Origin of the sequence: Brevibacillus centrosporus, assembly GCF_046622605.1 — a bacterium.
Classification (GTDB): Bacteria; Bacillota; Bacilli; order Brevibacillales; family Brevibacillaceae; genus Brevibacillus; species Brevibacillus centrosporus.
This window is the reverse complement of sequence record NZ_CP176856.1, coordinates 5,050,760-5,074,191: the sequence shown is the minus strand read 5'-3', so window position 1 is coordinate 5,074,191 and position 23,432 is coordinate 5,050,760. Positions and strand designations below refer to the sequence as shown.

25 protein-coding genes are annotated in these 23,432 nt (G+C 51.7%); 14 read left to right on the top strand and 11 right to left on the bottom strand.

What is annotated here, in order from left to right; translation table 11 throughout:
* Positions 1 to 155 precede the first annotated feature (155 nt).
* Genes panE through ACLIN2_RS25550 form a run of 3 tightly spaced genes read left to right on the top strand, consistent with a single transcriptional unit; the run spans position 156 to position 3,300 of the window.
* Entirely contained in the window at positions 156 to 1,085 is a 930-nt protein-coding gene (panE, locus tag ACLIN2_RS25560; protein ID WP_411502513.1) for a 2-dehydropantoate 2-reductase, read from the top strand.
* Positions 1,086 to 1,134: 49 nt separating this feature from the next.
* A complete protein-coding gene (locus ACLIN2_RS25555) occupies positions 1,135 to 2,070 on the top strand; it encodes a 4-hydroxy-3-methylbut-2-enyl diphosphate reductase (protein WP_092273140.1) in 936 nt (311 codons plus the stop codon).
* 9 nt (positions 2,071 to 2,079) lie between these two features.
* Positions 2,080 to 3,300 carry an MFS transporter gene (locus ACLIN2_RS25550; RefSeq protein WP_411502512.1) on the top strand — a complete coding sequence of 407 codons (1,221 nt, stop codon included), beginning with the start codon at positions 2,080 to 2,082 and terminating at the stop codon, positions 3,298 to 3,300.
* On the opposite strand, the gene ACLIN2_RS25545 is transcribed toward ACLIN2_RS25550, so the two are convergent.
* Positions 3,290 to 3,679: a cupredoxin domain-containing protein gene (locus tag ACLIN2_RS25545; protein WP_092273146.1), complete on the bottom strand. Its 390-nt coding sequence runs from the start codon at positions 3,677 to 3,679 to the stop codon at positions 3,290 to 3,292. The two genes, ACLIN2_RS25550 and ACLIN2_RS25545, sit on opposite strands and share 11 nt — an antisense overlap.
* A gap of 249 nt (positions 3,680 to 3,928) precedes the next feature.
* On the opposite strand from ACLIN2_RS25545, the gene ACLIN2_RS25540 reads away from it, so the two are divergent.
* The 7 genes from ACLIN2_RS25540 to eis all read left to right on the top strand — a co-directional run bounded on the left by ACLIN2_RS25540 (position 3,929) and on the right by eis (position 10,164).
* Complete coding sequence (locus tag ACLIN2_RS25540) at positions 3,929 to 4,987, top strand: LLM class flavin-dependent oxidoreductase (RefSeq protein WP_092273149.1); 1,059 nt, start codon at positions 3,929 to 3,931, stop codon at positions 4,985 to 4,987.
* Positions 4,988 to 5,035: 48 nt separating this feature from the next.
* On the top strand, positions 5,036 to 5,995 hold the full coding sequence (locus tag ACLIN2_RS25535) for an ATP-grasp domain-containing protein (protein WP_411502511.1): 960 nt from the start codon (positions 5,036 to 5,038) through the stop codon (positions 5,993 to 5,995).
* A gap of 127 nt (positions 5,996 to 6,122) precedes the next feature.
* Positions 6,123 to 6,464, top strand: a complete 342-nt coding sequence (locus ACLIN2_RS25530) for a PadR family transcriptional regulator (RefSeq protein ID WP_092273165.1) — start codon at positions 6,123 to 6,125, stop codon at positions 6,462 to 6,464.
* 6 nt (positions 6,465 to 6,470) lie between these two features.
* A complete protein-coding gene (locus ACLIN2_RS25525) occupies positions 6,471 to 7,154 on the top strand; it encodes a permease prefix domain 1-containing protein (protein ID WP_411502510.1) in 684 nt (227 codons plus the stop codon).
* Positions 7,138 to 7,686: a DUF4825 domain-containing protein gene (locus ACLIN2_RS25520; RefSeq protein WP_092273171.1), complete on the top strand. Its 549-nt coding sequence runs from the start codon at positions 7,138 to 7,140 to the stop codon at positions 7,684 to 7,686. Before ACLIN2_RS25525 ends, ACLIN2_RS25520 begins: the two co-directional genes overlap by 17 nt.
* Before the next feature lie 156 nt (positions 7,687 to 7,842).
* On the top strand, positions 7,843 to 8,901 hold the full coding sequence (locus ACLIN2_RS25515; RefSeq protein WP_411504597.1) for a M42 family metallopeptidase: 1,059 nt from the start codon (positions 7,843 to 7,845) through the stop codon (positions 8,899 to 8,901).
* A gap of 6 nt (positions 8,902 to 8,907) precedes the next feature.
* Positions 8,908 to 10,164 (top strand): GNAT family N-acetyltransferase, encoded by a 1,257-nt coding sequence (eis, locus tag ACLIN2_RS25510; RefSeq protein WP_411502509.1) that lies wholly within the window; start codon positions 8,908 to 8,910, stop codon positions 10,162 to 10,164.
* Positions 10,165 to 10,232: 68 nt separating this feature from the next.
* Here the strand turns inward: eis and ACLIN2_RS25505 are convergent, their stop codons facing one another.
* From ACLIN2_RS25505 to ACLIN2_RS25495, 3 genes are all read right to left on the bottom strand, one after another.
* The gene (locus ACLIN2_RS25505; protein ID WP_092273180.1) at positions 10,233 to 11,240 is read right to left on the bottom strand and encodes an inorganic phosphate transporter; all 1,008 of its coding nucleotides are present in this window, start codon (positions 11,238 to 11,240) and stop codon (positions 10,233 to 10,235) included.
* Between the two features lie 19 nt (positions 11,241 to 11,259).
* Positions 11,260 to 11,877, bottom strand: a complete 618-nt coding sequence (locus tag ACLIN2_RS25500) for a DUF47 domain-containing protein (protein ID WP_092273183.1) — start codon at positions 11,875 to 11,877, stop codon at positions 11,260 to 11,262.
* A gap of 75 nt (positions 11,878 to 11,952) precedes the next feature.
* A complete protein-coding gene (locus tag ACLIN2_RS25495) occupies positions 11,953 to 12,567 on the bottom strand; it encodes a LysE/ArgO family amino acid transporter (protein WP_092273186.1) in 615 nt (204 codons plus the stop codon).
* A gap of 130 nt (positions 12,568 to 12,697) precedes the next feature.
* Between ACLIN2_RS25495 and ACLIN2_RS25490 the strand changes: the two genes are divergently transcribed.
* Positions 12,698 to 14,140, top strand: coding sequence for a PLP-dependent aminotransferase family protein (locus ACLIN2_RS25490; RefSeq protein ID WP_411502508.1), 1,443 nt, complete (start codon positions 12,698 to 12,700; stop codon positions 14,138 to 14,140).
* A gap of 54 nt (positions 14,141 to 14,194) precedes the next feature.
* Here ACLIN2_RS25490 and ACLIN2_RS25485 read toward each other — a convergent pair whose 3' ends face one another.
* The 7 genes from ACLIN2_RS25485 to ACLIN2_RS25455 all read right to left on the bottom strand — a co-directional run bounded on the left by ACLIN2_RS25485 (position 14,195) and on the right by ACLIN2_RS25455 (position 20,127).
* Positions 14,195 to 14,527 carry a spore coat protein gene (locus ACLIN2_RS25485; protein ID WP_122923637.1) on the bottom strand — a complete coding sequence of 111 codons (333 nt, stop codon included), beginning with the start codon at positions 14,525 to 14,527 and terminating at the stop codon, positions 14,195 to 14,197.
* A 13-nt stretch (positions 14,528 to 14,540) separates the two neighbouring features.
* Positions 14,541 to 14,849 (bottom strand): ferritin-like domain-containing protein, encoded by a 309-nt coding sequence (locus ACLIN2_RS25480; protein WP_411502507.1) that lies wholly within the window; start codon positions 14,847 to 14,849, stop codon positions 14,541 to 14,543.
* Between the two features lie 123 nt (positions 14,850 to 14,972).
* The gene (locus ACLIN2_RS25475) at positions 14,973 to 15,785 is read right to left on the bottom strand and encodes a hypothetical protein (RefSeq protein WP_092273199.1); all 813 of its coding nucleotides are present in this window, start codon (positions 15,783 to 15,785) and stop codon (positions 14,973 to 14,975) included.
* Positions 15,786 to 15,851: 66 nt separating this feature from the next.
* Positions 15,852 to 16,694: a pyrroline-5-carboxylate reductase gene (gene proC, locus ACLIN2_RS25470; RefSeq protein ID WP_411502506.1), complete on the bottom strand. Its 843-nt coding sequence runs from the start codon at positions 16,692 to 16,694 to the stop codon at positions 15,852 to 15,854.
* A gap of 21 nt (positions 16,695 to 16,715) precedes the next feature.
* Positions 16,716 to 18,020: a glutamate-5-semialdehyde dehydrogenase gene (locus tag ACLIN2_RS25465; protein ID WP_411504596.1), complete on the bottom strand. Its 1,305-nt coding sequence runs from the start codon at positions 18,018 to 18,020 to the stop codon at positions 16,716 to 16,718.
* Positions 18,021 to 18,057: 37 nt separating this feature from the next.
* On the bottom strand, positions 18,058 to 19,158 hold the full coding sequence (proB, locus tag ACLIN2_RS25460) for a glutamate 5-kinase (protein ID WP_092273208.1): 1,101 nt from the start codon (positions 19,156 to 19,158) through the stop codon (positions 18,058 to 18,060).
* Positions 19,159 to 19,524: 366 nt separating this feature from the next.
* Positions 19,525 to 20,127 carry a hypothetical protein gene (locus ACLIN2_RS25455; RefSeq protein ID WP_328202111.1) on the bottom strand — a complete coding sequence of 201 codons (603 nt, stop codon included), beginning with the start codon at positions 20,125 to 20,127 and terminating at the stop codon, positions 19,525 to 19,527.
* A 208-nt stretch (positions 20,128 to 20,335) separates the two neighbouring features.
* Between ACLIN2_RS25455 and ACLIN2_RS25450 the strand changes: the two genes are divergently transcribed.
* From ACLIN2_RS25450 to ACLIN2_RS25440, 3 genes are all read left to right on the top strand, one after another.
* The gene (locus ACLIN2_RS25450) at positions 20,336 to 20,752 is read left to right on the top strand and encodes a hypothetical protein (RefSeq protein ID WP_092273214.1); all 417 of its coding nucleotides are present in this window, start codon (positions 20,336 to 20,338) and stop codon (positions 20,750 to 20,752) included.
* 193 nt (positions 20,753 to 20,945) lie between these two features.
* Positions 20,946 to 21,671 carry an ABC transporter ATP-binding protein gene (locus ACLIN2_RS25445; RefSeq protein ID WP_411502505.1) on the top strand — a complete coding sequence of 242 codons (726 nt, stop codon included), beginning with the start codon at positions 20,946 to 20,948 and terminating at the stop codon, positions 21,669 to 21,671.
* Positions 21,664 to 23,331: a putative ABC transporter permease subunit gene (locus ACLIN2_RS25440; protein WP_411502504.1), complete on the top strand. Its 1,668-nt coding sequence runs from the start codon at positions 21,664 to 21,666 to the stop codon at positions 23,329 to 23,331. The genes ACLIN2_RS25445 and ACLIN2_RS25440 overlap by 8 nt, the downstream gene beginning before the upstream one ends.
* Positions 23,332 to 23,432: the final 101 nt, after the last annotated feature.

Sequence of the window (23,432 nt, the reverse complement as noted above, 5' to 3'; positions counted from 1 at the left end):
TATTTGGAATTATACCGACTACCGACATCGTTCGTCAAGAGGTTTTCTAACGTTTTGTGTTAGAATTTCTAACATTATATTGCGGGGTTCAGAAAAGAGTTCCGTTTTTGTAGAATATAGACGAACTGTTTGATTAATAGTGGAGGGGATAGCGAATGAAAGTACTGGTCTTGGGCGCAGGTGGAATCGGGGGCTATTTCGGAGGAAGACTGGCAGAAAAAGGAGTAGATGTAACCTTTCTCGTTCGGGAGCGTAGATACAAGCAACTTGCGGAAAACGGACTTCGCCTCCAGAGCATCCATGGAGATTTCCATCTGGAGCGGCCGCAGTTAATGAAGTCCGGTGAGGAAGGTGGACCGTTTGATGTAGTCTTGTTATCCAACAAAGCCTATCACCTCGAAGAAAGCATCAACGACATCGCTCCTTACATCGGAGAGAAGACCGTAGTGATCCCGCTCCTGAACGGAATAGCCCACATGGAACTGTTGTGGGAGCGCTTTGGCCGCGAGCGTGTACTGGGTGGCTTGTGCTTTATTGAAACGACTTTGAATGCGGATGGCGATGTCGTGCAGACGAGCGCAACCCACGAAACCGTCTTTGGGGAGTGGGAGGGTGGACTGAGCGAGCGTGTGGAGCAAATCGCGGAGGCGTTCAGTGGCATCAACGGTTCCATGCGGGCCAGTACCAACATCCAGCGCGACGCCTGGCAGAAATATTTGTTCATTACGACGATGTCCGGCATCACGACCTTGATGAATTCCGCTGTCGGTCCGATCCGCGATTCCTTATATGGAATGGAATTGACGCGCCAGCTGGCAGAGGAATGTGCCGCGGTCATTCGTGCGCTGGAAGCTCCGATCCGTCCAGACATCGTCGACAAGCAGATGGAGACGTTCCAAAAGCAGGGAGCTGCCATGAAGTCATCTATGCTCCGGGATATGGAGAAAGGCTTGGCGGTCGAAGGGGATCATTTGCAAGGCTATCTTTTGGAGCATGCAGAAAAACGGGGCTTGTCCACACCTCTGCTGAAGGTTGTTTACAATAATTTGAAGGTATATGAACAGAAGCGGAGTGCAGGCAAATAAGGTATAATAAGTGGGCATGACGTCATTTGAAAAATTAGGAGGGGTATAGATGGAAGTCATCAAGATTTCCCCCCGCGGATATTGCTACGGTGTCGTAGATGCCATGGTCTTGGCACTTCGGACAGCGCAAAACTTTGACCTTCCACGCCCGATTCACATTCTGGGTATGATCGTTCACAATGCTCATGTTGTGGAGGCGTTTGAAAAACAAGGAATCAAGACCTTGGATGGAGAGGACCGGCTCGCTCTGCTCGATCAGGTGAACGAGGGTACTATCATTTTTACGGCACACGGTGTTTCACCGGAGGTACGCAAAAAAGCGCGCGACAAGGGACTGACTGTCGTGGACGCGACTTGCCCGGACGTGACGAAAACACATGATCTGATACGTGAGAAAGTGGCAGACGGCTATCATGTCCTATACATTGGGAAAAAAGGACATCCCGAGCCAGAGGGAGCGATCGGCATCGCACCGGAAAAGGTTCACTTGGTGCAAAAGCTGGAGGATCTGGACGCCTTGGAGGTACCCACTGACAAGGTCATCGTGACCAACCAGACGACGATGAGTCAATGGGACGTGAAGCATCTCATGGATGCGATCGTCAAACGTTTTCCTCGCGTAGAGGTGCACAACGAAATTTGCCTGGCCACGCAGGTGCGCCAAGAAGCTGTCGCGGAGCAGGTAGGAGAAGCGCAGCTGTGCATCGTGGTCGGGGATCCGCGAAGCAACAACTCGAACCGCCTCGCGCAAGTGTCCGAGGAAATTGCCAGCGTGCCTTCCTATCGCATTGCGGATCTTTCGGAGCTGGATGTCGAGTGGTTGAAAGGCAAGCAGCGCGTAGCCGTTACTTCGGGAGCTTCCACACCTACGCCATTGACCAAGGAAGTCATTGCGTATTTAGAGCAGTTTGATGAAAGCAATCCGGAAACATGGGAGAAGAAACGTACCGTTAACATGGCGAAAATATTGCCGGCGGTGAAATAGGGGAGCGAAATGTCAGAATCTCTTTCTGGAAGATTTCTGGGTGGCGCTGGAGGCAGATACGTCAGCTTCTGCGCCCTCTACCTCTTTATTTACTACGGGTTCGGGGCGTTTTCTCCGCTCATTACCCAGTATTACAAATCCATTCATCTAACGGGTACCCAAATCGGCATGATTAGCGCGGTTGCACCTGTCGTTTCTATTGTTGCCCAGCCGATGTGGGGGATGATTTGTGACCGCTTCCAAATACGGAAGGCGGTTCTTTTGGGTACTCTCCTTGCTTCTGGCTTGGTGGGGCTTTTATTCACCGCTGTATCCACTTATGCTTTTGTCTTTCTTTTGTACATCCTGCTTTCCTTTTTTCAAAGTGCTATTATTCCGGTCTCGGACAGCTTGACCTTAAATTATACGAAAAAGCATCAGCTTCAATTTGGTGACATTCGGATGTGGGGAGCTGTTGGCTTCGCTCTTGCAGCTTTTGTTACCGGCCTTTTCGTGGAGCGGTGGGGGCCCTCTGTTCTGTTTATCTCGTATTGTCTGGCGCTGATCACGGCGTTTTTGTTTTTGATGCGTTTGCCGGGAGAAGTGACCGAATCTTCCCGCTTTACAGTCAGCATTTTTAAAGGCATGAAGCAGCTGCTGCGCATTCCACGGTTTTCGCTCTTCCTGCTGGCGTCTTTTTGCATGTTTGGTGCGGTCAATGCGAATAACATCTGGTTTTCTCTGTACTACCAGGAGATCGGTGGGACGGTGGCGGGTGTAGGCCTGGCTTTCCTGCTGTTTGCGGGGAGTGAAGCTCCGTTCATGAAGCTGGCGGGCTACTTTGTCCGAAGGTGGGGGATTGAAACGACCCTGCTGGGGGCTGCGATCTTTTCCGCCATTCGCTGGTTCTGGTACAGCTCGGCTCCCAGTACGACGGCTGTTCTGTTGATCTTTTTTATTCAAGGTGTTTCGGTGGGCTTCTACCTGGCGACAGCGGCGCAATTCGTGAGAGAAAACACGCCCGCTTCCCTACAGGTAACAGCACTCGCCGTTTTTTTCTCTGTGGGAAGCGGTTTGGGAACGATGCTCTGTAATCTCTTGGCGGGGTGGATCAAGGACGAGTTTTCCACGCTGGCCATCTACCTGTTTTTCGGAGTGGTGACCACGCTTGGCATCCTTCCGCTCCTCGTGATTCGCTTTGGTCCATGGAAACGGGTAGAGCAAGACGAAGGCGTGAGTGCTACTCAATGATCAGCTTGCCTTGATAGCCGGTCTCTGGATAGCCGGGGGAGTCGGACACAAAGGAATACTCCCCTTTTTTCTCCGCAGAAAATTGAAGCATGGTAGACTGAGTGGGCTTAAGCTCGGTCGAGGTGACATTGAGATCGCGGATCGCGAGGTTATGCGGGCGTGTGTCGGTGTTGACGATCATCAAAGAGACATGCTCTCCCTCTCGCACGGCGATCTGATTGGGTAAGAAGCCGGCACTGGAGATCGTCACGGTTTGTGTACGCTGTGCTGCTGCATAGGAAGTATGTAGTCGATATTCATGGTGTGTCCCGAGTAGCAAGATCGTCACCGCCAAAGCGATGAGGGGGTAACGCAACTGCCGGAACCGCAGACGAGACATAGTACTTCAGCTCCTTTTGCGGGCTATATTCCAGGGTGAATTATCTATTATCCTGTCCTCGTAAGGTTTTGGATAAACAGGAAAAAAGCGCCGGTGCACTTTTGCCTTGTCAGAGGGAACGGGAAATAAAGAATAGAAAGTATAAAGAGAGTATATTGAAGTAATCCGCTTTTTATAGTAGGATTACTTTACTTTCTTTTTTACACAATATTCTCTGTTTTTACCCCGACGACAAAGGAGAAGAGGGCTATGAAGTACGGCTTTTGGTTACCGATTTTTGGTGGATGGCTCCGAAATGTAGAAGATGAAAAAATGCCGCCGACGTTTGAATACGCCAAGACGGTCATTCAAGCGGCAGAGCGATGGGGATACGATACGACTCTGATTGCGGAACTATACTTGAACGATATAAAAGGACCCGAGGCGGACTCGCTGGAAGCCTGGTCGACTGCTGCGGCATTGGCTGCAGTTACGGAAAAAATCGAAATCATGACAGCGGTACGCCCTGGATTTCACAATCCGGCAGTCGCTGCAAAAATGGCAGCAAACATCGATCGCATCAGCAATGGACGCTTCACTTTGAACGTCGTATCTGCATGGTGGGAAGAGGAAGCCCGTCAATACGGTGGCATTTTCACCGAGCACGATGAGCGCTATGAACGCACCATGGAATTCCTCGATGTGCTAAAAGGGCTGTGGACGGAGGAAACCTTCAGCTACCACGGCAAGTTCTACGATATTCAGGATGCCAAACTGGCGCCGAAGCCGGTTCAGCGCCCAAATCCGATCCTGTACGCAGGTGGAGAAAGCGAGCGCGGCAAGCAGGTCATTTCCGCTACATGCGACGCGTATGTGATGCATGGCGGGACTACGGAAGAAGTCGAACGCAAGATTCAAGACATGAAAGCGCGCCGCGAGCAGACGGACAAAGCGCCGTTCTCTTCTTTTGGGATGGCCGCCTACGTCATTTGCCGTCCGACCGAGGAAGAAGCGATGGAAGAGCTGGCACGTATCACGGATGTTAAAGAAAACAGCGGCTATGCAGGCTACCAGGACTTCATCAACAAGTCGCAGCTTGAGCAGCAGATTCAATTGCGTGATTATTCGGTATCGAACCGCGGCTTGCGTCCAAACCTGGTTGGTACACCACAGCAAATCGCTGAACGCATTTTGGCGTATGAAAAAGCGGGTGTAGACCTGCTGCTGCTCCAGTTCTCTCCACAGCTGGAAGAGATGGAGCGCTTCTCCAAAGAAGTCATGCCAGTAGTTGAAAGCTTGCGTGCCGAGGCAGCAGCTACTTTATCCTAGTCCATCCCGCCAGACGGGCAGTGAAACAGAAAAGAGGAGAAACGAACGATGAAAAAGATCTACGTCATCCATGAAAACAGCGAATGGACCGTTCATTTGACCAAGCGTCTGCAAGAGCTGGGATTGCCTTATGAGGAATGGCATCTGGACGAAGGCTCCGTTGATTTGACGGCAGAACCGCCAACTGGTGTGTTTTACAGCCGGATGAGTGCTTCGTCACATACACGCGACCACCGCTATGCACCTGAGTTGACCTCTGCTGTTTTGAACTGGCTGGAAAGCAATGGCCGCAAAGTGTTTAATGGGACGAGCGCTCTTCGTCTGGAAGTGAGCAAAGTTGCCCAATACCTCGCTTTGACAGGTCATGGAATCCGCACCCCTCGCACAATCGCGACGGTAGGCAAAGAGCAGCTGCTGAAAGCGGCAAAAGCATTTGAAGGACAATCCTTCATTACAAAGCACAATCGCGCCGGAAAAGGACTTGGCGTGCAGCTGTTCCACTCCCTGCAAGGGCTGGAGTCTTACGTGAACGGGCCGACCTTTGATGAGCCGGTGGATGGTATCACCCTCATTCAGGAATACATTTCTGCACCGCAGCCATTTATTACTCGCTGTGAGTTTGTAGGCGGGAAGTTCGTGTACGCTGTGCAAGTCGATACCTCCGAAGGCTTCGAGCTTTGCCCGGCGGACGCTTGCCAGATCGGGGACCTGTTCTGCCCAGTAGGAGAAGAGGTGCCGACCAAGCCGAAATTCCAGATCGTGAAAGACTTCCAGGATCCGATCATCGAGAAATATGAGAGCTTCCTGGCTGCGAATGGCATTCAGGTAGCAGGGATCGAGTTCATCCGCAACCAATCAGGCGAGATCTTTACGTATGACATCAACACCAACACCAACTACAATTCGGACGCAGAGGCTGCTGCTGGAATCTACGGCATGCTAGAGGTAGCCAAATTCCTGGGGCGCGAGCTGGCGAGTGTAGAGGAAGCGGAAAAGGTCGAGGCGTAAAAAATTAGCGATACAACCAAAGTCCCCTGAAAAACAGGGGGCTTTCTTTATGGCGTGAACCTAGATCACAAATAGTACATTGTCACACATAGTAATATGTGATAAATTGAACCCAGAGGTGAACATGATGGGGGAAAGCAGTATCAGCAGTGACATGATACGCGGACATCTCGATGCGATCATTTTACGCGTGTTGTCCGAAGGGGATAATTACGGCTACGAAATCATCAAGGCGATCGCCAAAAACAGCGATGGTCAGTACGAGCTGAAGGAGCCGTCGCTCTATACCAGCTTGAAGCGGCTGGAAGCCCAAAAGCTGATCTCCTCCTACTGGGGGGACGAGACGCAGGGAGGCAGGCGCAAATACTACAGGCTCACTGGGGAGGGCGCAGAGGCCTATGAAAAAGCCCTGGCTGCCTGGAAAGTAGCCAGGGCGTTGATCGATCAACTCATGGAAAGGCAGGAGTGAGTACATATGGACAAAATACAGCAGCATGTGGACCGCCTGTTTCGTACCTATAAAGGAAGCAAGCAAGCTCAAGAGCTCAAGCAGGAGATTTTGAGCAATCTCCAGGCGCGGGTCGCTGATATGACGATGAGTGGAGTGAGCAGGGAAGCGGCGATAAGCAGCGCCATTGCCAATATCCCTTCTATTGCTCATCTGCTAGATGAAAAGCCGCGTGTTTTTCTGTATCGATTTTGGGTGGAGTGGGTTCAGCGAGTGCTCCTGTTTACTCTAATTGCATGGATCGTGACCATGCCGTTTCGGTTTGTAGGCAATGGGACGGGCAGCAACACGCTGCTTATGTTCATCGCCCTTGGAATCGGGATCGTATATGGGGGACTCCTGCTGCTCAAACGATACGATAGGAAAACAGGAGGGATGAACGTACAGGCGGCTTTGCGACTAAGAAAAATCGGTTGGCTGCTCTGGGTGCTTTTGATGGGGGTATCGCTGTTTTACACGACAGCTCTGCACTTTGGCAGCAATCTGTGGTTTTCTCGACCCATCCACATTTCGGGACCGTATCAATTTGCCAATGTCGCAATCGATTACTTGAAGCCTTTCGTCACCCTCTTGATTCCGCTTGCTCTTCACATGGTGCCAAAGCTGTTGATGAAATACGAAGTGGGGGAAGCGGATGGCTGCACGGAATAAAGTCATTGTGGCACTCGCGATGGTAGGCGTTCTGCTGCTCGTCTACATCCAAGGCGTGCTCATACCAAACAAGCTGGAAAGAGAGCGCCGCTACGAGCTAGAACAGCAAAGCCCGCTGACTCATGATGTCAGCACCATTCTGCCCTACAAGAGCCAGTACATGGGGGACGCGTCCAATCTGACGAACCTCTATGCACACCTTCCGCTCAACGGGGTAAAAAGAACGTTTCAGCTGTATCCAGATGATTTGACGCTGGAGATCAACTATTTGGAGAAGGCCGCTGATGTCGGGGAGGAGCAGGTGAGCTCTGCGTTGCTCTACAACTCGATCGCTGCCTTTGCGTTGATCGATAATCTGCAGACGATTCGCTACCGTTTTCCTGATGCGATCTATCAGTTAACACGCGGGGATGTGAATCAGCTCCTTCACGTAGATCTTGCAGCAGACCTCTTGGAACAGCAAACGTGGAAAAAAGAAGTGCAGGGACGAATTAAAGAATGGACGAAGGAGAGCTCTCGCTTTTGGCAGTGAGGGCTCTTATTGCTTTCATTCACGACAGGGATTTACTTTTATCGATAAAAATATTTTGAAAAAGGAATCCTAGACAGTGTATAATGAATTTAGAAAATTCTAACCAATCTATGTGCAGGTAAGAAAGGGAGGATTTATTTGGATCAGCAGACCGCAATGATGAAGAAGCTGTCGGAGGTAGATGGGGTTGCAGGCGATGAATACGCCGTACGCGAGGTCATGAATCAATATTTGGAGGGAATCTCGGAGGAAATCGTGACCGATCATTTAGGCAGCGTGCTCGGGGTAAAAAAAGGGGTGGAAAACGGGCCGAAAATTCTCCTTGCCGGTCACATGGACGAAGTAGGCTTTATGGTTTCCAGGATTACCAAGCAGGGCTTCCTCAAATTTCAACAGCTGGGGGGCTGGTGGCCGCATACACTGCTTTCCCAACGCGTAAAGATTCGGACGAAAAATGGCGATGTCGTGGGTATTATCGGTTCAAAGCCACCTCATATTCTCACACCGGAGGAAAGGGAAAAAGTAGTACCGCTCAAGGACTTGTATATCGATATTGGCGCGAAAGACAAGGAAGAAGCGGAGGAAATGGGTGTTCTGCCGGGTGATAGCATCGTGCCTTGCTCGGAATTTTTCACCATGGGAAAAGGAGATTTGTGGGTAGGAAAAGCCATCGACAACCGCATCGGGTGCGCGTTGGCCATTGAAGTGCTGGCTGATTTGCAGGACAAAGCGCATCCGAATGTGATCTATGCCGGGGCAACCGTCCAGGAAGAAGTCGGCTTGCGGGGAGCAGCGACGATGGCGAATCTGGTGGAGCCCGACATTGCCTTTGCCTTGGATGTAGGAGTCGCTTACGATACACCGGGGCTGGAGAGCCATGAAGGCCCGAGGGTGGGAGAAGGTCCGACTGTGGTGCTGCTCGACTCCTCCATGGTATCCCATGTCGGCTTGAGACGCTTAGTTGTAGAAACTGCCAAAGAAATCGGCGTTCCGCTGCAATTTGAAATATCGATGGGCGGAGGTACGGACGCAGGAAAATTTCATGTAAACGGGAAGGGGTGCCCATCCCTAGCGATTGGGTTTGCTACCCGTTACATTCACTCGCATCAGGCTGTCGCTTCCCGTTCCGATTTTATGGCTGCGAAAAAACTGCTGCTGGCGGTTATTGAAAAGCTGGACTGGGAAACCGTACGGAAGCTGCAAACGAAGGGGTAATTTCTGATGAATCGGAAGGTTATTCCAGTACCCGAAGCCGACTTTGACTCTCTTGTCACCCTGATTGGAAATGCCTACCCTGGTCTGAAGCTAAATACGGCGGACAGCATCCGGAGCTTTAAAGAAAGAATGCTAAAAACGTTGGCAGACGACTCTGGCTCGCGTATTTACGGCGTGTATGAAGAAGAGCAATTGTTGGGCACCATGCGCCTTTATGATTTTCAAATGAATCTGTTTGGGGTGTCGCTGCTCGCCGGAGGAGTCGGCATGGTGGCAGTAGACATGCTGCATAAAAAAGAAAAGGTAGCAAAGGACCTCGTCGAATCCTATCTCCGCCATTATTTGGACAAGGGGGCAGCGATGGCGCTCCTGTATCCGTTTCGCACCGACTTTTACAAAAAGATGGGCTTTGGCATGGGGACAAAAATGAGCAAGTATCGTATTCCCCCGGGTAATTTCCCGAAAGGCGCGGGGAAGGCCCATTTGTTCTTTGCCAAACCGGACGATAGTGGGGAGATCGCGGCTTGCTATCAGCGCTTTATGCGCACGGTAAACGGTCTTATAGAAAGATCGCGGGAGGAGCTCTCCCGGCTGGTGGAGCATCCAGATCACAGGACCGTCTGCTTTCGGAAGGACGGCAAGGTTCTGGGGTATATGGTGTACACATTCAAAAACATCAACGTAGAAAACATCATGCAAAACGATTTGATCATCAAGGAATGGGTATACGAGACACCAGAAGCGCTGCAGGAAATGTGCAGCTTTCTGCACTCGCAATCCGATCAAATCAATCGCGTCGTCTTTTACACGCAGGACGAATACTTTCACTTTTTGTTTGATGATCCCCGCAATGAGACTTATCGAGTCCTGCCTCATGTTTATTTGGAAAGCAATACGCAAGGTGTCGGGGTCATGTATCGGATCTTATCCGTCAAGCGATTCTTTCAACAGGTTGCCCATCACTGCTTCGGGGGCCAGACACTGACGCTTGCGCTTACGGTCAGGGATACGTTTTTGCGGGAGAATGACGGCAGTCTGACGATTCGCTTTGAGGAGGGCTATCCGGTTATCACGGATGACGCTGCAGGCGATGTTGTGATGGAGGTGGATATCGCCGAGCTGTCGTCCCTGGTTATGGGAGCCGTTACTTTGAAAGGACTGCTCAAGCATGGTCTGGTGACGCTCTCGGACATGGCTTATGCGGATCAGCTGCATCAGCTGTTCCTCACCTCGGAAAAACCGATGTGCATGACGGCGTTTTAGAAGCGGGCAGGAGAAGAAAAAAGCACCGGATTCTTCATGAATCTGGTGCTTTTCTATGACGCTGCGTGTTAAAAGAACAGCTGCAAAATACTGTAGATGATCGCTGAGATCACAGCAGAGATCGGGAGGGTGATGAACCAGGTAATGACAATCCGTTTGGCGATTCCCCAGTTGACTCCCTTTAATCGCTTGGCTGCACCGACTCCCATGATCGCGGATGATATGACATGCGTGGAGCTTACCGGCAGGCCCAGCTGCGTAAACGTAAAGATGATGGAAGAAGAGGTAATGTCGGCTGTTGCTCCGTTAATGGGCTCGATTTTGGTGATTTTGCCGCCTACCGTTTTAATAATCCTCCAGCCGCCTACGGAGGTGCCCAGCCCCATGGAGATGGCACAGATGAGCTGAACCCAAAAGGGGATCGTATTCGCATCCGATTGAATATCGGCGGCTACCAGTGCAAAGACGATGATGCCCATCGCCTTTTGTGCGTCGTTTGTTCCGTGTGTGAAAGATTGGAGGGCAGCTGTGAGGATCTGAAAGTAACGGAAGCGTCGGTTGACCTTGGATGGAGGCGTCGGAATTTTACGGAACAGGAAGTAAAAGATATTCATAAGCAAGTAGCCACCAAGTAATGCGATGACCGGGGATAGAATGAGTGCCTCGAAGATTTCTCGAAAACCGCTCCAATTGATCGTGCTTCCACCCGCCGATATGAAAACGGCTCCGACAACAGAACCGATGAGCGCATGAGAGGAGCTGCTGGGAATCCCGTACCACCAGGTGACGAGATTCCAAAAGATCGAGGCCAGCAAAGCAGCGATTACGATCAGTACGCCGTATTCCAGCTTGGCTGGATCAGCGATTTTGCCCCCGATCGTCTTAGCGACACCTGTGAAGGCTAGCGCACCGATGAAGTTCATGACAGCTGCCATGACGATGGCGATGCGGGGTGGCAGCGCCTTGGTAGATACGGTCGTCGCAATCGCATTCGCCGTGTCATGAAAGCCGTTGATAAAGTCAAAGGAAACGGCTAACACAACGACGGCGACGATGAAGGGAAGGCTCGTGTGCATGGGCAGTGTCTCCTTGGATTTATGTATTGCTCATGATGACTGTCTCCATCGCGTCAGCGACGTCTTCACAGTGGTCCATGACTCCTTCCAGCACCTCGTAGATCTCTTTGAGCTGGATGATGTGAATGGGATCTGTAGAGGAATGGAAAAGCTCGCGAATGCTCCGGCGTACCAGCTCGTCTCCCGTACTTTCCAGATCGTTGATGCGGATGATGTACTCCCGCATCTCCGACAGCTTCTGATGACGCAGCAGATCCATGGCAAGCAAAATTTGCTGGGAAGAGTCTTCAATGATTTGTCCGAATTTCACCATCGTTTCGTCCGGCTCCATGATGTCGTACATGTACAGGCGGGACGAGCAGGTCTCCAATCCGTCCAGCACATCGTCGAGACGAACGGCCAGCTCCATGACATCTTCGCGTTCAATTGCGGTAATAAACGTTTTGTTGATTCGGATGATGATCTCGTGAATCAGCTTGTCTCCTTTGGATTCGTAATCCTTCATGGTCTCGGAAAAGGTCTTCAGCGTCTCCATGGACGAGATCTTATATTCATTGAAATAAACGGCTGATTCATGTACATTCTTGGCGATTTCATATAGGTCTTCCAGCAAGGCATCTGTCTTGGTAAAAAGCATGGCAAACCTCCGCTTATAAATCCAACTAGGAGTATTTTGTTTGGAGGAGGTGCGGATTATTCACCAGACAGACGTTTAGAAGAAAAAGATCGACCATGCCATGTAGAGGGCAACCGCCCACATGATGATGGCAGACACCTTGTTCAGGACACCCAGCAGCCTTCCGGAAGGATCCAAACGACCTGCCATGCGCCCGGCAAGACACAGGCTGCAGAACCAGAGGCACGAAACCATTATGCACGCGAGCGTAAATCCCCATTTATCCGCTCCGCTGTAAGAAAGAGAGCTGGTACCGATGACGCCGATTGTATCGAGGATCGCATGAGGGTTGAGCAGCGATACGGATGCGGCGAACATCACCTGGCGTTTGGGAGAAAAGCGCTTAGCCTCCCTGGAATCCACAGCGGGGCGAGTGCGCCATGTCAAATAGCCCATGTACAGCAAAAAGCATACCCCGACGATATAAAGAACCATTTTCAGCCATGCCACGCCCAGCACAACGAGCGAGACGCCAAATACGGCGAGTAAAATCAAAAGGGAATCACAGACAGCGGCAGTGACCACGACAGGCAGGGCGCGCCACAGCGAGGGCTGCATCGCTCCTTGATTGAACACAAATACATTTTGAGCGCCAAGCGGCAAAATAAGTCCGAACGAAAGGACCAGTCCATGCAAAATCGCTTCCAACACGTGATGTTCCTCCTTGATTCAATTCGCTTCGTTCATTATGAAGGGGTCAAAGGAAAATGTCTTCAGCCAATTGGTTTACTCTTAGGCCAACCAATTTTGTACAATGGGGAAAAGGAAGGGGAGGAACAGCGTGCTGACGATGGATTGGAAGCCGGACAAAGCCGTAGACATCCCGATCTATTTGCAGATTGTGGCTTATATGAAAGGGAAAATCGCTTCAGGCGACTGGCCTGTTCACAGTAAATTACCGACGCAAAGAGCGCTCGCTTTGGCATTTGAAGTCAATCGCAGTACCGTTGTGACCGCGCTGGAGGAGCTGAAGGCAGAGGGATTGATTGAGTCGACTGTGGGCAGCGGGACGAGGGTGAGCAACAATACATGGTCGCTCCTAAAGCCTACGCCTCCTCCTGACTGGCTAGGCTACGTCAAGGCCAGCAGCCACCCGTCCAATACTCCGACGATTCAGGACATCAATCGATATGAGCCAGATCCAAGCTACATCCGCCTGGGTACAGGGGAGCTTTCCCCTCAGCTGCTGCCAATGGCGCAAATGGAAGAGATCCTGGCGGGGATGCGAGGGGAAATGGCACAGCTCGGCTATGCAGAGCCAAAAGGGCTTTTGCCGCTGCGTCAGGAAATCAGCAAGTATTTGCGAACGCGGGGGATAGAGGCATCGCCAGCGTCGATCCTCGTGGTCTCAGGTGCGCTGCAGGCCCTGCAATTACTCTCGCAAGGAATCCTGCAGCAAGGCTCCACGATTCTGGTGGAACAGCCATCGTATTTGTACTCGCTTCCGCTGTTTCAGTCTTCCGGCATGCGACTGGTGGGGGTACAGATGGACCAAGAGGGGATTCGAGGGGACGCATTGGCCAAACAAAAGCATAACCACCATGCGGCGCTGCTTTACACGATTCCGACTTATCACAATCCTACGGGGATACTCATGACACAGCGCAGGAGAGAGGAAGTTCTGGCTGCCTGTATTCGGGAGCGCTTGCCGATTTTGGAGGACGATGTGTACGGGGAGCTGTGGTTCGATGAGCCGGGTCCGCTCCCGCTGAAATCGATGGATTCCAACGGTCAGGTGCTTTATTTGGGCAGCTTGTCCAAAACGCTCAGTCCGGGGCTTCGGATCGGCTGGATCGTCGGGCCAGAACCTGTCATTGAGCGCTTGGCAGATGTAAAAATGCAAACCGATTACGGGGCGAGCAGCCTGTCCGCTTGGGTAGCAGCCAAATGGCTATCTTCAGGGAAATACGCAGCGCATATGACGGCTATACGCCAAGCCCTGCGAGGCAGGAGAGATCATGTTCTCGAACTTTTGAATCGGTGGTTCTCCGAGCTGGCTGACTGGCAAGTTCCGACAGGGGGATTTTATATTTGGCTGCGCCTGCGCCGTCCCGGTTCGATGCGCGCGCTGTTCAACAAAGCACTCGCAGCAGGGCTACTGCTCAACCCAGGCTATGTATACGATCAGTCCGACAGCCACCATTTGCGCCTATCTTACGCGTATGCAGATGAGGATCAGCTGGAACGGGCCTTGTTAATATTGGCGCGTTTGCTGCAAGAGTAAGCAAGGGGCATCCAGCTTCGGATGCCCCTTGACTTACCATGCCTCTGCTTTTGATCAATGATACGGAAACTGTGTAGAGTAACCGCTAAACTGCTGATAAGCCTGCTGCAGCTTTTGCTGCTCGGCTGCTTCCAGCTTGTACCAGCCCTTGCGGAACATAAGCTCGTAGGTTTCCCGCGCACTCTGATGCGTTTCATTCAAGATCTGCAGGAAATCCTGGTGCAGCTGCTGGTGACTCGCTTCCCACGCGGCAATATTTAGGCCGTCCGCCAAATATTTGCACGTAGCAAGACAATCGTTGAGATAGTCCCGGTCATTCATCTGCGGACCTTTTACCTGTGGCAGCTGCCCTGACTGCGGATTGGCGATCTGGTTTTGATTTGGCATCCGGATTCCTCCCTTATTGCATTTGGGGTTGCTGCTGCTGGGATTGGGTCTGTGGGATGGTCGACATGATCGTGGCGTTGTTGTTTTGCAAATGGGTCAGCAATTTTTGGTAGTGCATCTGGTGCATGCGTCCCACTTTGTCCAGGCATTGCTTGGCTTCTGGGTCCGTTGCCATCTGGGCAAAGGCATGCAGCTTTTTAAAGGCATCCAGCTCCCATGACAAGGCGTCCTTTATATAGCTCATGTCCTTTGTCGTAATGACTTGTGGCGGCTCGGGAATCGGAACTTGCTTCAAAGGCGCGGAAGACATGATGGTTTGCATCAGACTTCTCCTTTCATGTGGGGGATACACGTTTAGGATGATCAAGAGTCGCGGAAGTAACCGCTGTGGATTACAGGCAAAAAAAGACCCGGCATTTTTCAGGCCGGATCGAAAGGATTCCTTTTATACACTGGCAAATTCCAGACCCGCAATCTTCAGGTCAATGCTTGCTGGTGCGATGTTGAGGCAGTAGCTGGCTTCATTGTACAAGGCTTGCTGGATGTCTTTGGCTAAAGCGGGGATGTCTGTTCCATAAGAGAGCTTTAGTGAAAGAGTCACTTGCAGGCGAGGCAAATCCTCAAAGGTGTACTCTGTCTTTTGAATGTGGTGGACTTCCTTAAAATACGTGCAGGTGCCTTCGACAATCTTGCGCAGAACCTGTGGGTGAATGACGATGCGACCACCTGTAAAAGGGGGATGCACCACGGTCGTTTCCCCGATGACTTCTTTTTTGGAAGAAAAAATTTGTTGAGCAGAAGCGACAAGACGCTGCAAGAAATCTTTTTCCACCTCAACGCGAGGGATGGGGATCACGTGCTTGCCCATCGTTTCCCGCACGTAACGGGCAGCCTCGATCTCTTGCGGAGGCTTGATGGACTCAATCGGAATATATTCGATGGGCGAAGTCAATTCCAGGGCTTCCACGATCCGTTCAATCATTCGGCGCGAAGTACCGAGGATGAGAATGCGATTGGGCAGGAGCTGCTGCAGCATGCGGCGAACGTCAGTAGCATGCTCCTCGTAATGGAAAATAGCCCGTTTCACTGCCTGGATTTTGGTCTTTTCGTATTTGGCGGAGGTCCCGGCCACCTTGCGACCTTGGTAAATAAGGATTCCGTCGTCAATGATGGCATCGATGTTCATTCGGTGAGCCAGCTCCAGAGCGCTGGAGCTTTTCCCTGTTCCGCTAGTTCCGTACAAGGCGTAGATTTCCATGGGATACCTCCTTCGTAGATGCAGTCCTGTCCTCCTAGTATACATGACGGGCTGGTCTGCAAAAAGCTATCGGTATTCGGCACCCATTTCCCGTGAACGTTCAGAAGCGCGGAGGATGGCGGAAGTAACAGCTTCCTGGAAGCGATACGATTCCAGCACTTCCATTCCAGCTTGGGTCGTCCCGCCAGGACTGGTTACTTTTTTGCGCAGGATAGCGGGATCTTCACGGGTGTCCATCAGCATGTGAGCTGCACCAAGCACCGTTTGCAGCGTCAGCTGACGAGCCATTTCACGATCCAGACCCGCTGTCGCGCCAGCGCCCATCATCGCCTCTACGAGGTAGTAGACATAAGCAGGGCCGCTGCCGGATAGTCCTGTGACGATATCCAGCTCTTCTTCTGCGACGGAATAGACGGTACCGATCGCCTCAAAGAGATGGGTGGCGAGCTGAAGCTGTTCTTCTGTGACGGAATGGTTGGCCGCGATCCCCGTTGCAGACAAGCCGACTGCCGAGGAAGTATTGGGCATGGTTCGAATGATTGGGCAGTTGACGCCGAGCCATTCTCCGATCAGGGTGGTGGAGACGCCTGCGATGACGGAGATCACCAATTGACCTTCGTGGACGGCGCCGCGCAGTTCTTTGAGTGCTTCACCCGAATCTTTCGGTTTCATCGCCAGAATCAAGATGTCCGATGCGGAGATGACTTCAAATTTATCATGTGTCGTGTTCACGCCATATGTCCCGGCGAGGTGATCCAGCCGCTCGGAGTTGCTCCGATTGGTCACATAGATGCGGTCAGAGGAGAGGAGCCCTTTTTTCAAGATACCGGACAGCATGGCCTCCACAATAGAGCCCGCGCCGAGAAAGCCAATCCGTCCTTCAATGGAACATGCTGCTTGTGTATTCATGGTTGATTCCCTCCTGTTGGACTAGCGGATCTGTCCGGTTCCACGTACGACGTATTTATACGAGGTCAAAGCAGGCAGGCCCATGGGACCACGAGCATGCAGCTTCTGGGTGCTGATGCCGATTTCTGCCCCAAACCCAAATTCACCACCATCAGTAAAGCGAGTCGAAGCATTGTGATAGACAGTAGTCGCGTCGACAGCCGCCAAAAAGCGCGACATAGATTCACTGTCCTCGGTGATGATGGCCTCGGAATGTCCGGTGCTGTGGCGGGCGATGTGCTCCAGAGCGTCCGTCAAGCTGTCGACCGTACGCACGGCCATGATGAGAGAAGAGTATTCCGTATCCCAATCCTGTTCGACTGCTTCTTTTAGCTCAGAAGCCAGCTCTGCATGTGCGGCTCTCGTCTGATCGCAGGCACGCAATTCTACGCCAGCTGCGAGCAGCTTTTGGAGCAGCGCCTTTTGCTCGGCAAGGGGCCAGTTCCGATGCAGAAGCAGGGTCTCAGCGGCATTGCATACAGCTGGACGAGTCGTTTTGGCGTTGATCACGATCGCTTCTGCCATGTCGTACACAGCGTTGTAATCGACGAAGATGTGGCAGTTGCCGATGCCCGTTTCGAGTACAGGAACGCTGGATTTCTGCAGGACACGCTGGATAAGTCCAGCTCCTCCGCGAGGGATGATGACATCAATCAGACCGGTTGCTGTACACAAGATATCGACGGAAGCATGCTCTTCGTAAGGGAGGTATTGAACCGCCTCGAGGGGCAGATCACTTGCGGCCAAGGCTGTGCGAATGCTGGCGGTCAGAGCCAGGTTGCTCTGAACAGCGCTGTAGCTGCCGCGAAGTACAATACTGTTTCCTGTTTTCAAAGCAATGGCAGCTGCATCGATCGTGACATTGGGACGAGCTTCGTAGACCATTCCGATGACGCCGAGAGGAACGCGGATTTGCTCCATGACGAGACCGTTTGGACGGGTCCAGCGATCCATGAGCTGACCGACTGGGTCGTCGAGCTTTATCAGCTGATGCAGCCCGCTGGCCAATTCCCCAATCCGTGCAGGTGTCAGGCGCAGGCGATCGAGGTAAGACTCAGGCTGACCATCGGCCACAGCTTTGGCGATGTCTTTTTCGTTTGCGGTGAGGATAGCGGACTGATCCGCCAGAAGCTGCTCTGCGATCAGGGAGAGAGCGTTGTCTTTTTCTGCGCGGCTCAGCATGGCCATTTGTCGAGAGGCCTGCTTTGCCAGTGATATTTGTTCCAGCACTTTTGTTTTCAAGCTTTCCATGGTTTCCCCAGCTCCTTTATTTTTTTCTTTCTGTATTACGCCTGGATCCAGCCAGGTCTCTCGTGTGTTTTCTTCAGATTGTCTCCGTCCATTGATCGCGGTGGATTACAGTACCGCTGCGTCGCGGTGAGCCGGCAGGCGATAAGTAATCGAGCAGCTCTTCTGCAGCAAAACGGCTGACCCCGCGACCGATTAAGGAACCGTCGCAGTACACCTCGATGACCTCGTTTTGTTCAAAGTCCCCAGCGACATCCCGCACACCGGCTAGGAGCAGGCTGCTTCTTTTTTTCAAAACGGCTTCCGCTGCGCCGCTGTCGATGGTGATTGAACCGCGGATCGGGGAGTGAAGAGCAATCCATTGCTTGCGCGTTGGCAAACCGCTGGCCGCTGGTGCTTCCGGGGAGTAACTGACATAGGTTCCGTTGCCCCCTCCATGGAGTACCTCGAGCAGATCGGAGGGTTGATTCAATTTTCCGATAAAGCTTGGGATCCCCAAGCCTTGTGCAGTCCTTGCGGCGATCAGCTTGGAGCGCATGCCGCCTGTTCCGAGCTGGGAGGCTCCGCCCGCGAGTGCTTCGACTTCCTCTGTCACTTCCGACAGCCAGGAAATGCGTTTGGCATCGGGATTGCATCGCGGATCCTTGTCATACAACCCGTCTGTGTCTGTGAGGATCAGATAGAGGTCGGCGTGAACGAGTCCAGCCACCAATGCGCCTAGCATATCGTTGTCCCCAAAGGTCAGCTCGGCTACGGAAACCGTGTCATTCTCGTTGATGATCGGCAGGATGTTTTTATCCAGCAGAAGCGACAGTGTTTGAAAAGCGTGCTGATAACGCTCGCGATGAGAAAAGTCGCTCCGGGTCAGGAGGATTTGTGCCACGCTGAAGCGGTGAGCAGCAAACATTTGGGTATAGGTTTGCATCAACAGACTTTGCCCGATGGCTGCAGCCGCTTGCTTGGCAGCGAGGGTACGGGGTCGTTGCTGATAGCCGAGACTTTGGTATCCGCTGGCGACAGCGCCCGAAGAGACCAGCACCACTTGATGTCCCGCTTCCCGAAGCGCACTCACAGCCGAAACGAGCAGTGTCATCTTGTTTCGATCGACACCGCCTTCTGTAGCTGCCAGAGAGCTGCTTCCCACTTTTACGACCAACCGCATTTTGCCCTTTTTCATTTCTCGTTCCTCCTGATTCGCAGACATTCATCGTTACAAAATAAAAAAGCCCTTTCGTCTCTTTGATAAGGACGAAAGGGCATAGACCTCCGCGGTACCACCTTACTTGACGTTACAGGCGTGGATGCATGCTCCAGCCATTGAACGTCCGGCTTTCTTTCTTTGATAACAGGTGAAAGAAACCTGTCCAGGTCGTCCCTGGATGCTCTGGGGTGGGTTCAAACCGATTCATGCGCGAAACCTCTCAGCCGGTGGATTTCACTCTCTGGACCTGAAGGGCGGTTTTACTGTTCCCCGTCATTGCCGATCACTATGTGCTTATTAATTTAATATTATTCGCTTGTTGCTACGGAAATGTCAAGGGGATTATTGAAATTGTTCACTGCCATATGCACCGACTCTGGATTTGATCTCGTAGCGCTTTGTTTTCTCGTCGCGAACCAACTGGTAGCGCAGGATGCGATCCGTCGCAAAGGCCGCAGGAGCCACATCCTCGATCGTGACTCGCAGCACGCCGTTCGTCTTTTCGACCGTCGTATTGCGGACAGAGATCAGGACGGGATAATCGGTTTTCGGGATCGCTACGTAGACTTTGTCTTTGGCGAGCTTGGTGGACATGTTATCATACATCGCTTCCGCAAGTGGCTTGCTCCAGAACTTGGAGAAATAGCCGACGATTTTGTCTTTGCTGTCAAAGCGTTTCGGCAGCTCCCGGTACGTGATGCCGTCTTCGTGAACAGCCTTTCCCTTGGCGTTGTCTGCGGCTGCGTAATAGACTTCCTCGAGTGCATGCTCGGCGCGATTCAAAAACAGAACGACATCCATTTTGTTGTCACCCAGCTTTTGAATGGCGGATTGCTTGGGGGGCTTGCTCTGTGTTTTTGCCTTTTCCTCTTTGGAAGGCGAGGAGCATCCGACGAGAAGGCAAAGACACGAAAGAAGGTATATCCATTTTTTCCAGCTGTTCATAGGTGCATCCCCTTTTGTAACTGGCTTTTCCTTTAGCGTGCGTGCGATTGCCCAGGGATAGACGTGTAAACATTTTCCGCATCCAATAAGCGAAGCCGCTGCCTGATCGGGACAGGAAAAAAGGAAAGAGGATAGGGGTTGTCTCTGCGTGCGATTATGTCTATCATGAAGAGAGTTGTGCAGACCGAAATAATTGAGGTGGAAATATATGTTTGGATTTGGAAAAAAGGCAAAAAAGCCGGATGGAATTGATATCTTGATCATCAAGGCGGATGAAGCAAAAAATCGCAATATTTACCAGGTTGCATTTCCCAGCATTGTAGCGAACGACGTGCTCTCCATGCTGCAAAAATTGGAAAAATCAAAAGTGAACAAACCGGAGCTGTTGGGAGAGATTGGCGGTTTCCGCATCATTACGCATCTGGAAGCACTGACCAGCTTTGACGTTTTAGACGATGCCGACATTGAAGCACATCCTGTGCAAATCCAAGATTTTGCCAACACGCTGCTTCGTAGATTGGAAGCGTTGGATGAAAATGGAAGCATCGGCGACTCCGACGATCTCGCCTTTATTATGGGGGAGTTGACGATGCTGCGTGATGGCAGCTTTGTCCCGCAAACGTAGGAGAAGAACAGATTTAAGCTGAGCCAAATGAGCTGTCGGGAGATACCGGCGGCTCTTTTTCATAACGCCCAATGGTCCTGCTACCATCGATCCGCCCGCAACCTTTCCTAGCTTTTGACCGTATAGTTAGAGGAATGCATGGAAGCATAAGGAAAAAGTCGATAAGCAGCCAAAGCTACAAAGGAGGGACAGGATGATTCAACTGCGAGGTGTGACGAAAAGCTACAACGGAACGATCAAAGCGGTCGATCAATTGAATTTGGACGTCCCAAAAGGAGAGATTTTTGGCTTTCTGGGGCCAAATGGAGCTGGAAAAACGACGACAATCAAAATGGTGACGGGGATCATTCGGCCGGATGCCGGTGAGATCACGATCAATGGCAAAAATATCGCGACAGATACCTTGGAGGCCAAACGGCAATTTGGCTATGTGCCCGACAGTCCAGATCTGTTTTTACGGTTAAAAGGGCTGGAGTACCTCAGCTTCATGGCGGATATTTACGAAGTGCCGCAGCAGCTCCGAAAAGAACGGATTCAACAGCTGGCCAAGCGCTTCGACATGTCGGATGCGCTAGGTGATACGATCCAAAGCTTCTCGCATGGCATGCGGCAAAAAATCATGATCATGGGTGTGCTGGTTCATCATCCGGAGGTCTGGATTTTGGATGAACCGCTGACAGGGCTGGATCCCAAGTCGTCCTTTACGTTAAAAGAAATGATGCGTGAACATGCGGATAGTGGGAGAACGGTCTTCTTTTCTACGCACGTTTTGGAGGTAGCGGAGAAGCTGTGCGACCGGGTCGCCATTATCAACAAAGGGAAGATTTTGTTCTGTGGAACGTTTCCAGAAATGCAGCAACATTTTCAGTCCAATCATTCTTTGGAAAGCTTGTTCCTGGAGTTGACCAAACATGAATAAAGTTCTGCTTCTCACCAAAATCATGCTGAAAAACGCGGGTTCCTCTTTGGGGTCCAAAAAGGGAAGCGGATGGAAGACCCTCCTGATCCTTCTGGCGATCGGGGTCGGCCTGATTCCGTTAATGGCGGCTTTGGTCGTCTTTGTAGCAGGTCTGTATGATGGATTGGCGCAGATCGGCCAGGAGGGGGCATTGCTCGGACTCGGCATAGCGGGCACCTCGCTTGCCATATTTCTGCTGGGCATTGTTTATGTCTTGAGCGTCTTTTACTTTTCACAGGATGTGGAGCATTTTCTACCAATGCCGATAGCTCCTGGAGAAATTCTCGGTGCGAAGTTTCTGGTCGCCCTCCTTTACGAGTATTTGACAGCGCTCACGATGATCGCACCTATCTTCATCACCTATGGAGTAAAAAGCGGCGGAGGCTTTCTCTACTATCTTTTCGCGCTGCTCGTATTCGTGGCGCTGCCAGTCATTCCGCTCACGCTTGCCATTTTGCTTGTCATGGTATTCATGCGCTATACGAATATCGGCAAATACAAGGATCGCTTTCGTTTGCTGGGCGGGCTCATCGCCATAGCGGGGGGACTCGGGTTTCAGGCTTTCGTTCAGCGTCAGACCAGTGGCACAGATAGCAGCGTCGAGCAGCTCCAGCAAATGATCGCAGCGGGAGAGCAAGGTCTATTGGGGATCGTGACAAAGCTTTTTCCAGCTAGTAAGCTGGGGGCACTCGCTATTCTGGAGAGCAGCACCTGGAGCGGCTTCGCTAATCTTCTCGGCTTTTTCGCCATAGCCGTCGCTGGACTGCTCTTGTTTTTATGGGTGGGAAATCGCCTGTATTTCTCGGGTGTGATGGGTATCAGCGAGTCAAGGGCAAAACGCAAGAAAATCGATGAAGCGACGTTTCAAAAAGGGATCAGACCTAGACCGATGTGGCTGGCGTATGCGGATAAAGAATGGAAAGTTCTCTGGCGGACACCCGCATTTTTCATGAACTGTGCTCTGTCCAGCATTTTCTTTCCGCTATTCGGTTTAGTCCCTTTGCTCAGCCGTCAAGACAGTGCGGAACTTCTGGCATCACTGAGTGGTTGGCTGCAAGGCGGGCATATGGGGGGAATCAGCTTGGTCGTCGCTTTTTCGGCCTTTGTCGTAATGGCCAGCACGAATAGCACCTCGATCACGGCTATCACGCGGGAAGGGCAAGGCATCTTTCTGAGCAAAACCTTGCCGATTCCAGCCGGGCAGCTGCTCGTAGCCAAACTGATTCCGGGAACGCTGCTCAGTGTGATTAGCATGGCGCTCCTGGTGGCAGAGGCGGCGTGGTTTATCCAGCTGCCTTCGCTTTTTATCATTCTGGCTGTGGTCGTAGGTATTCCCGGTATCCTGTTTGTCAACTTGCTGGGGCTGATCCTCGATATGCAAATGCCCAAGCTGGAGTGGGGCTCTGAGCAGGAAGCGGTCAAGCAAAACCTAAATCCGCTATTCTCCATGCTGATGGGGATGGTGACTGCAGCGCTTTGCATCGTGCTGGCCTTTTCGCTAGAAGCGTCCTTGCTTCAAATGGGCGTGGGACTTTTCGTCCTTTTCGTGCTGGCGGATCTCTTTCTGTTCCGGCTTTTGCTGAGAAAGGGTCCATCCTGGCTGGAAAAAATGGAGGGGTAAAAAAGACAGGTAGCTTGTAAGAAGCCGCTCTTCGCAACGAAGGGCGGTTTTTTGTACAGTAAGAATTTATAAGATTCTTAGCCAGTATAAGTGCAACTATG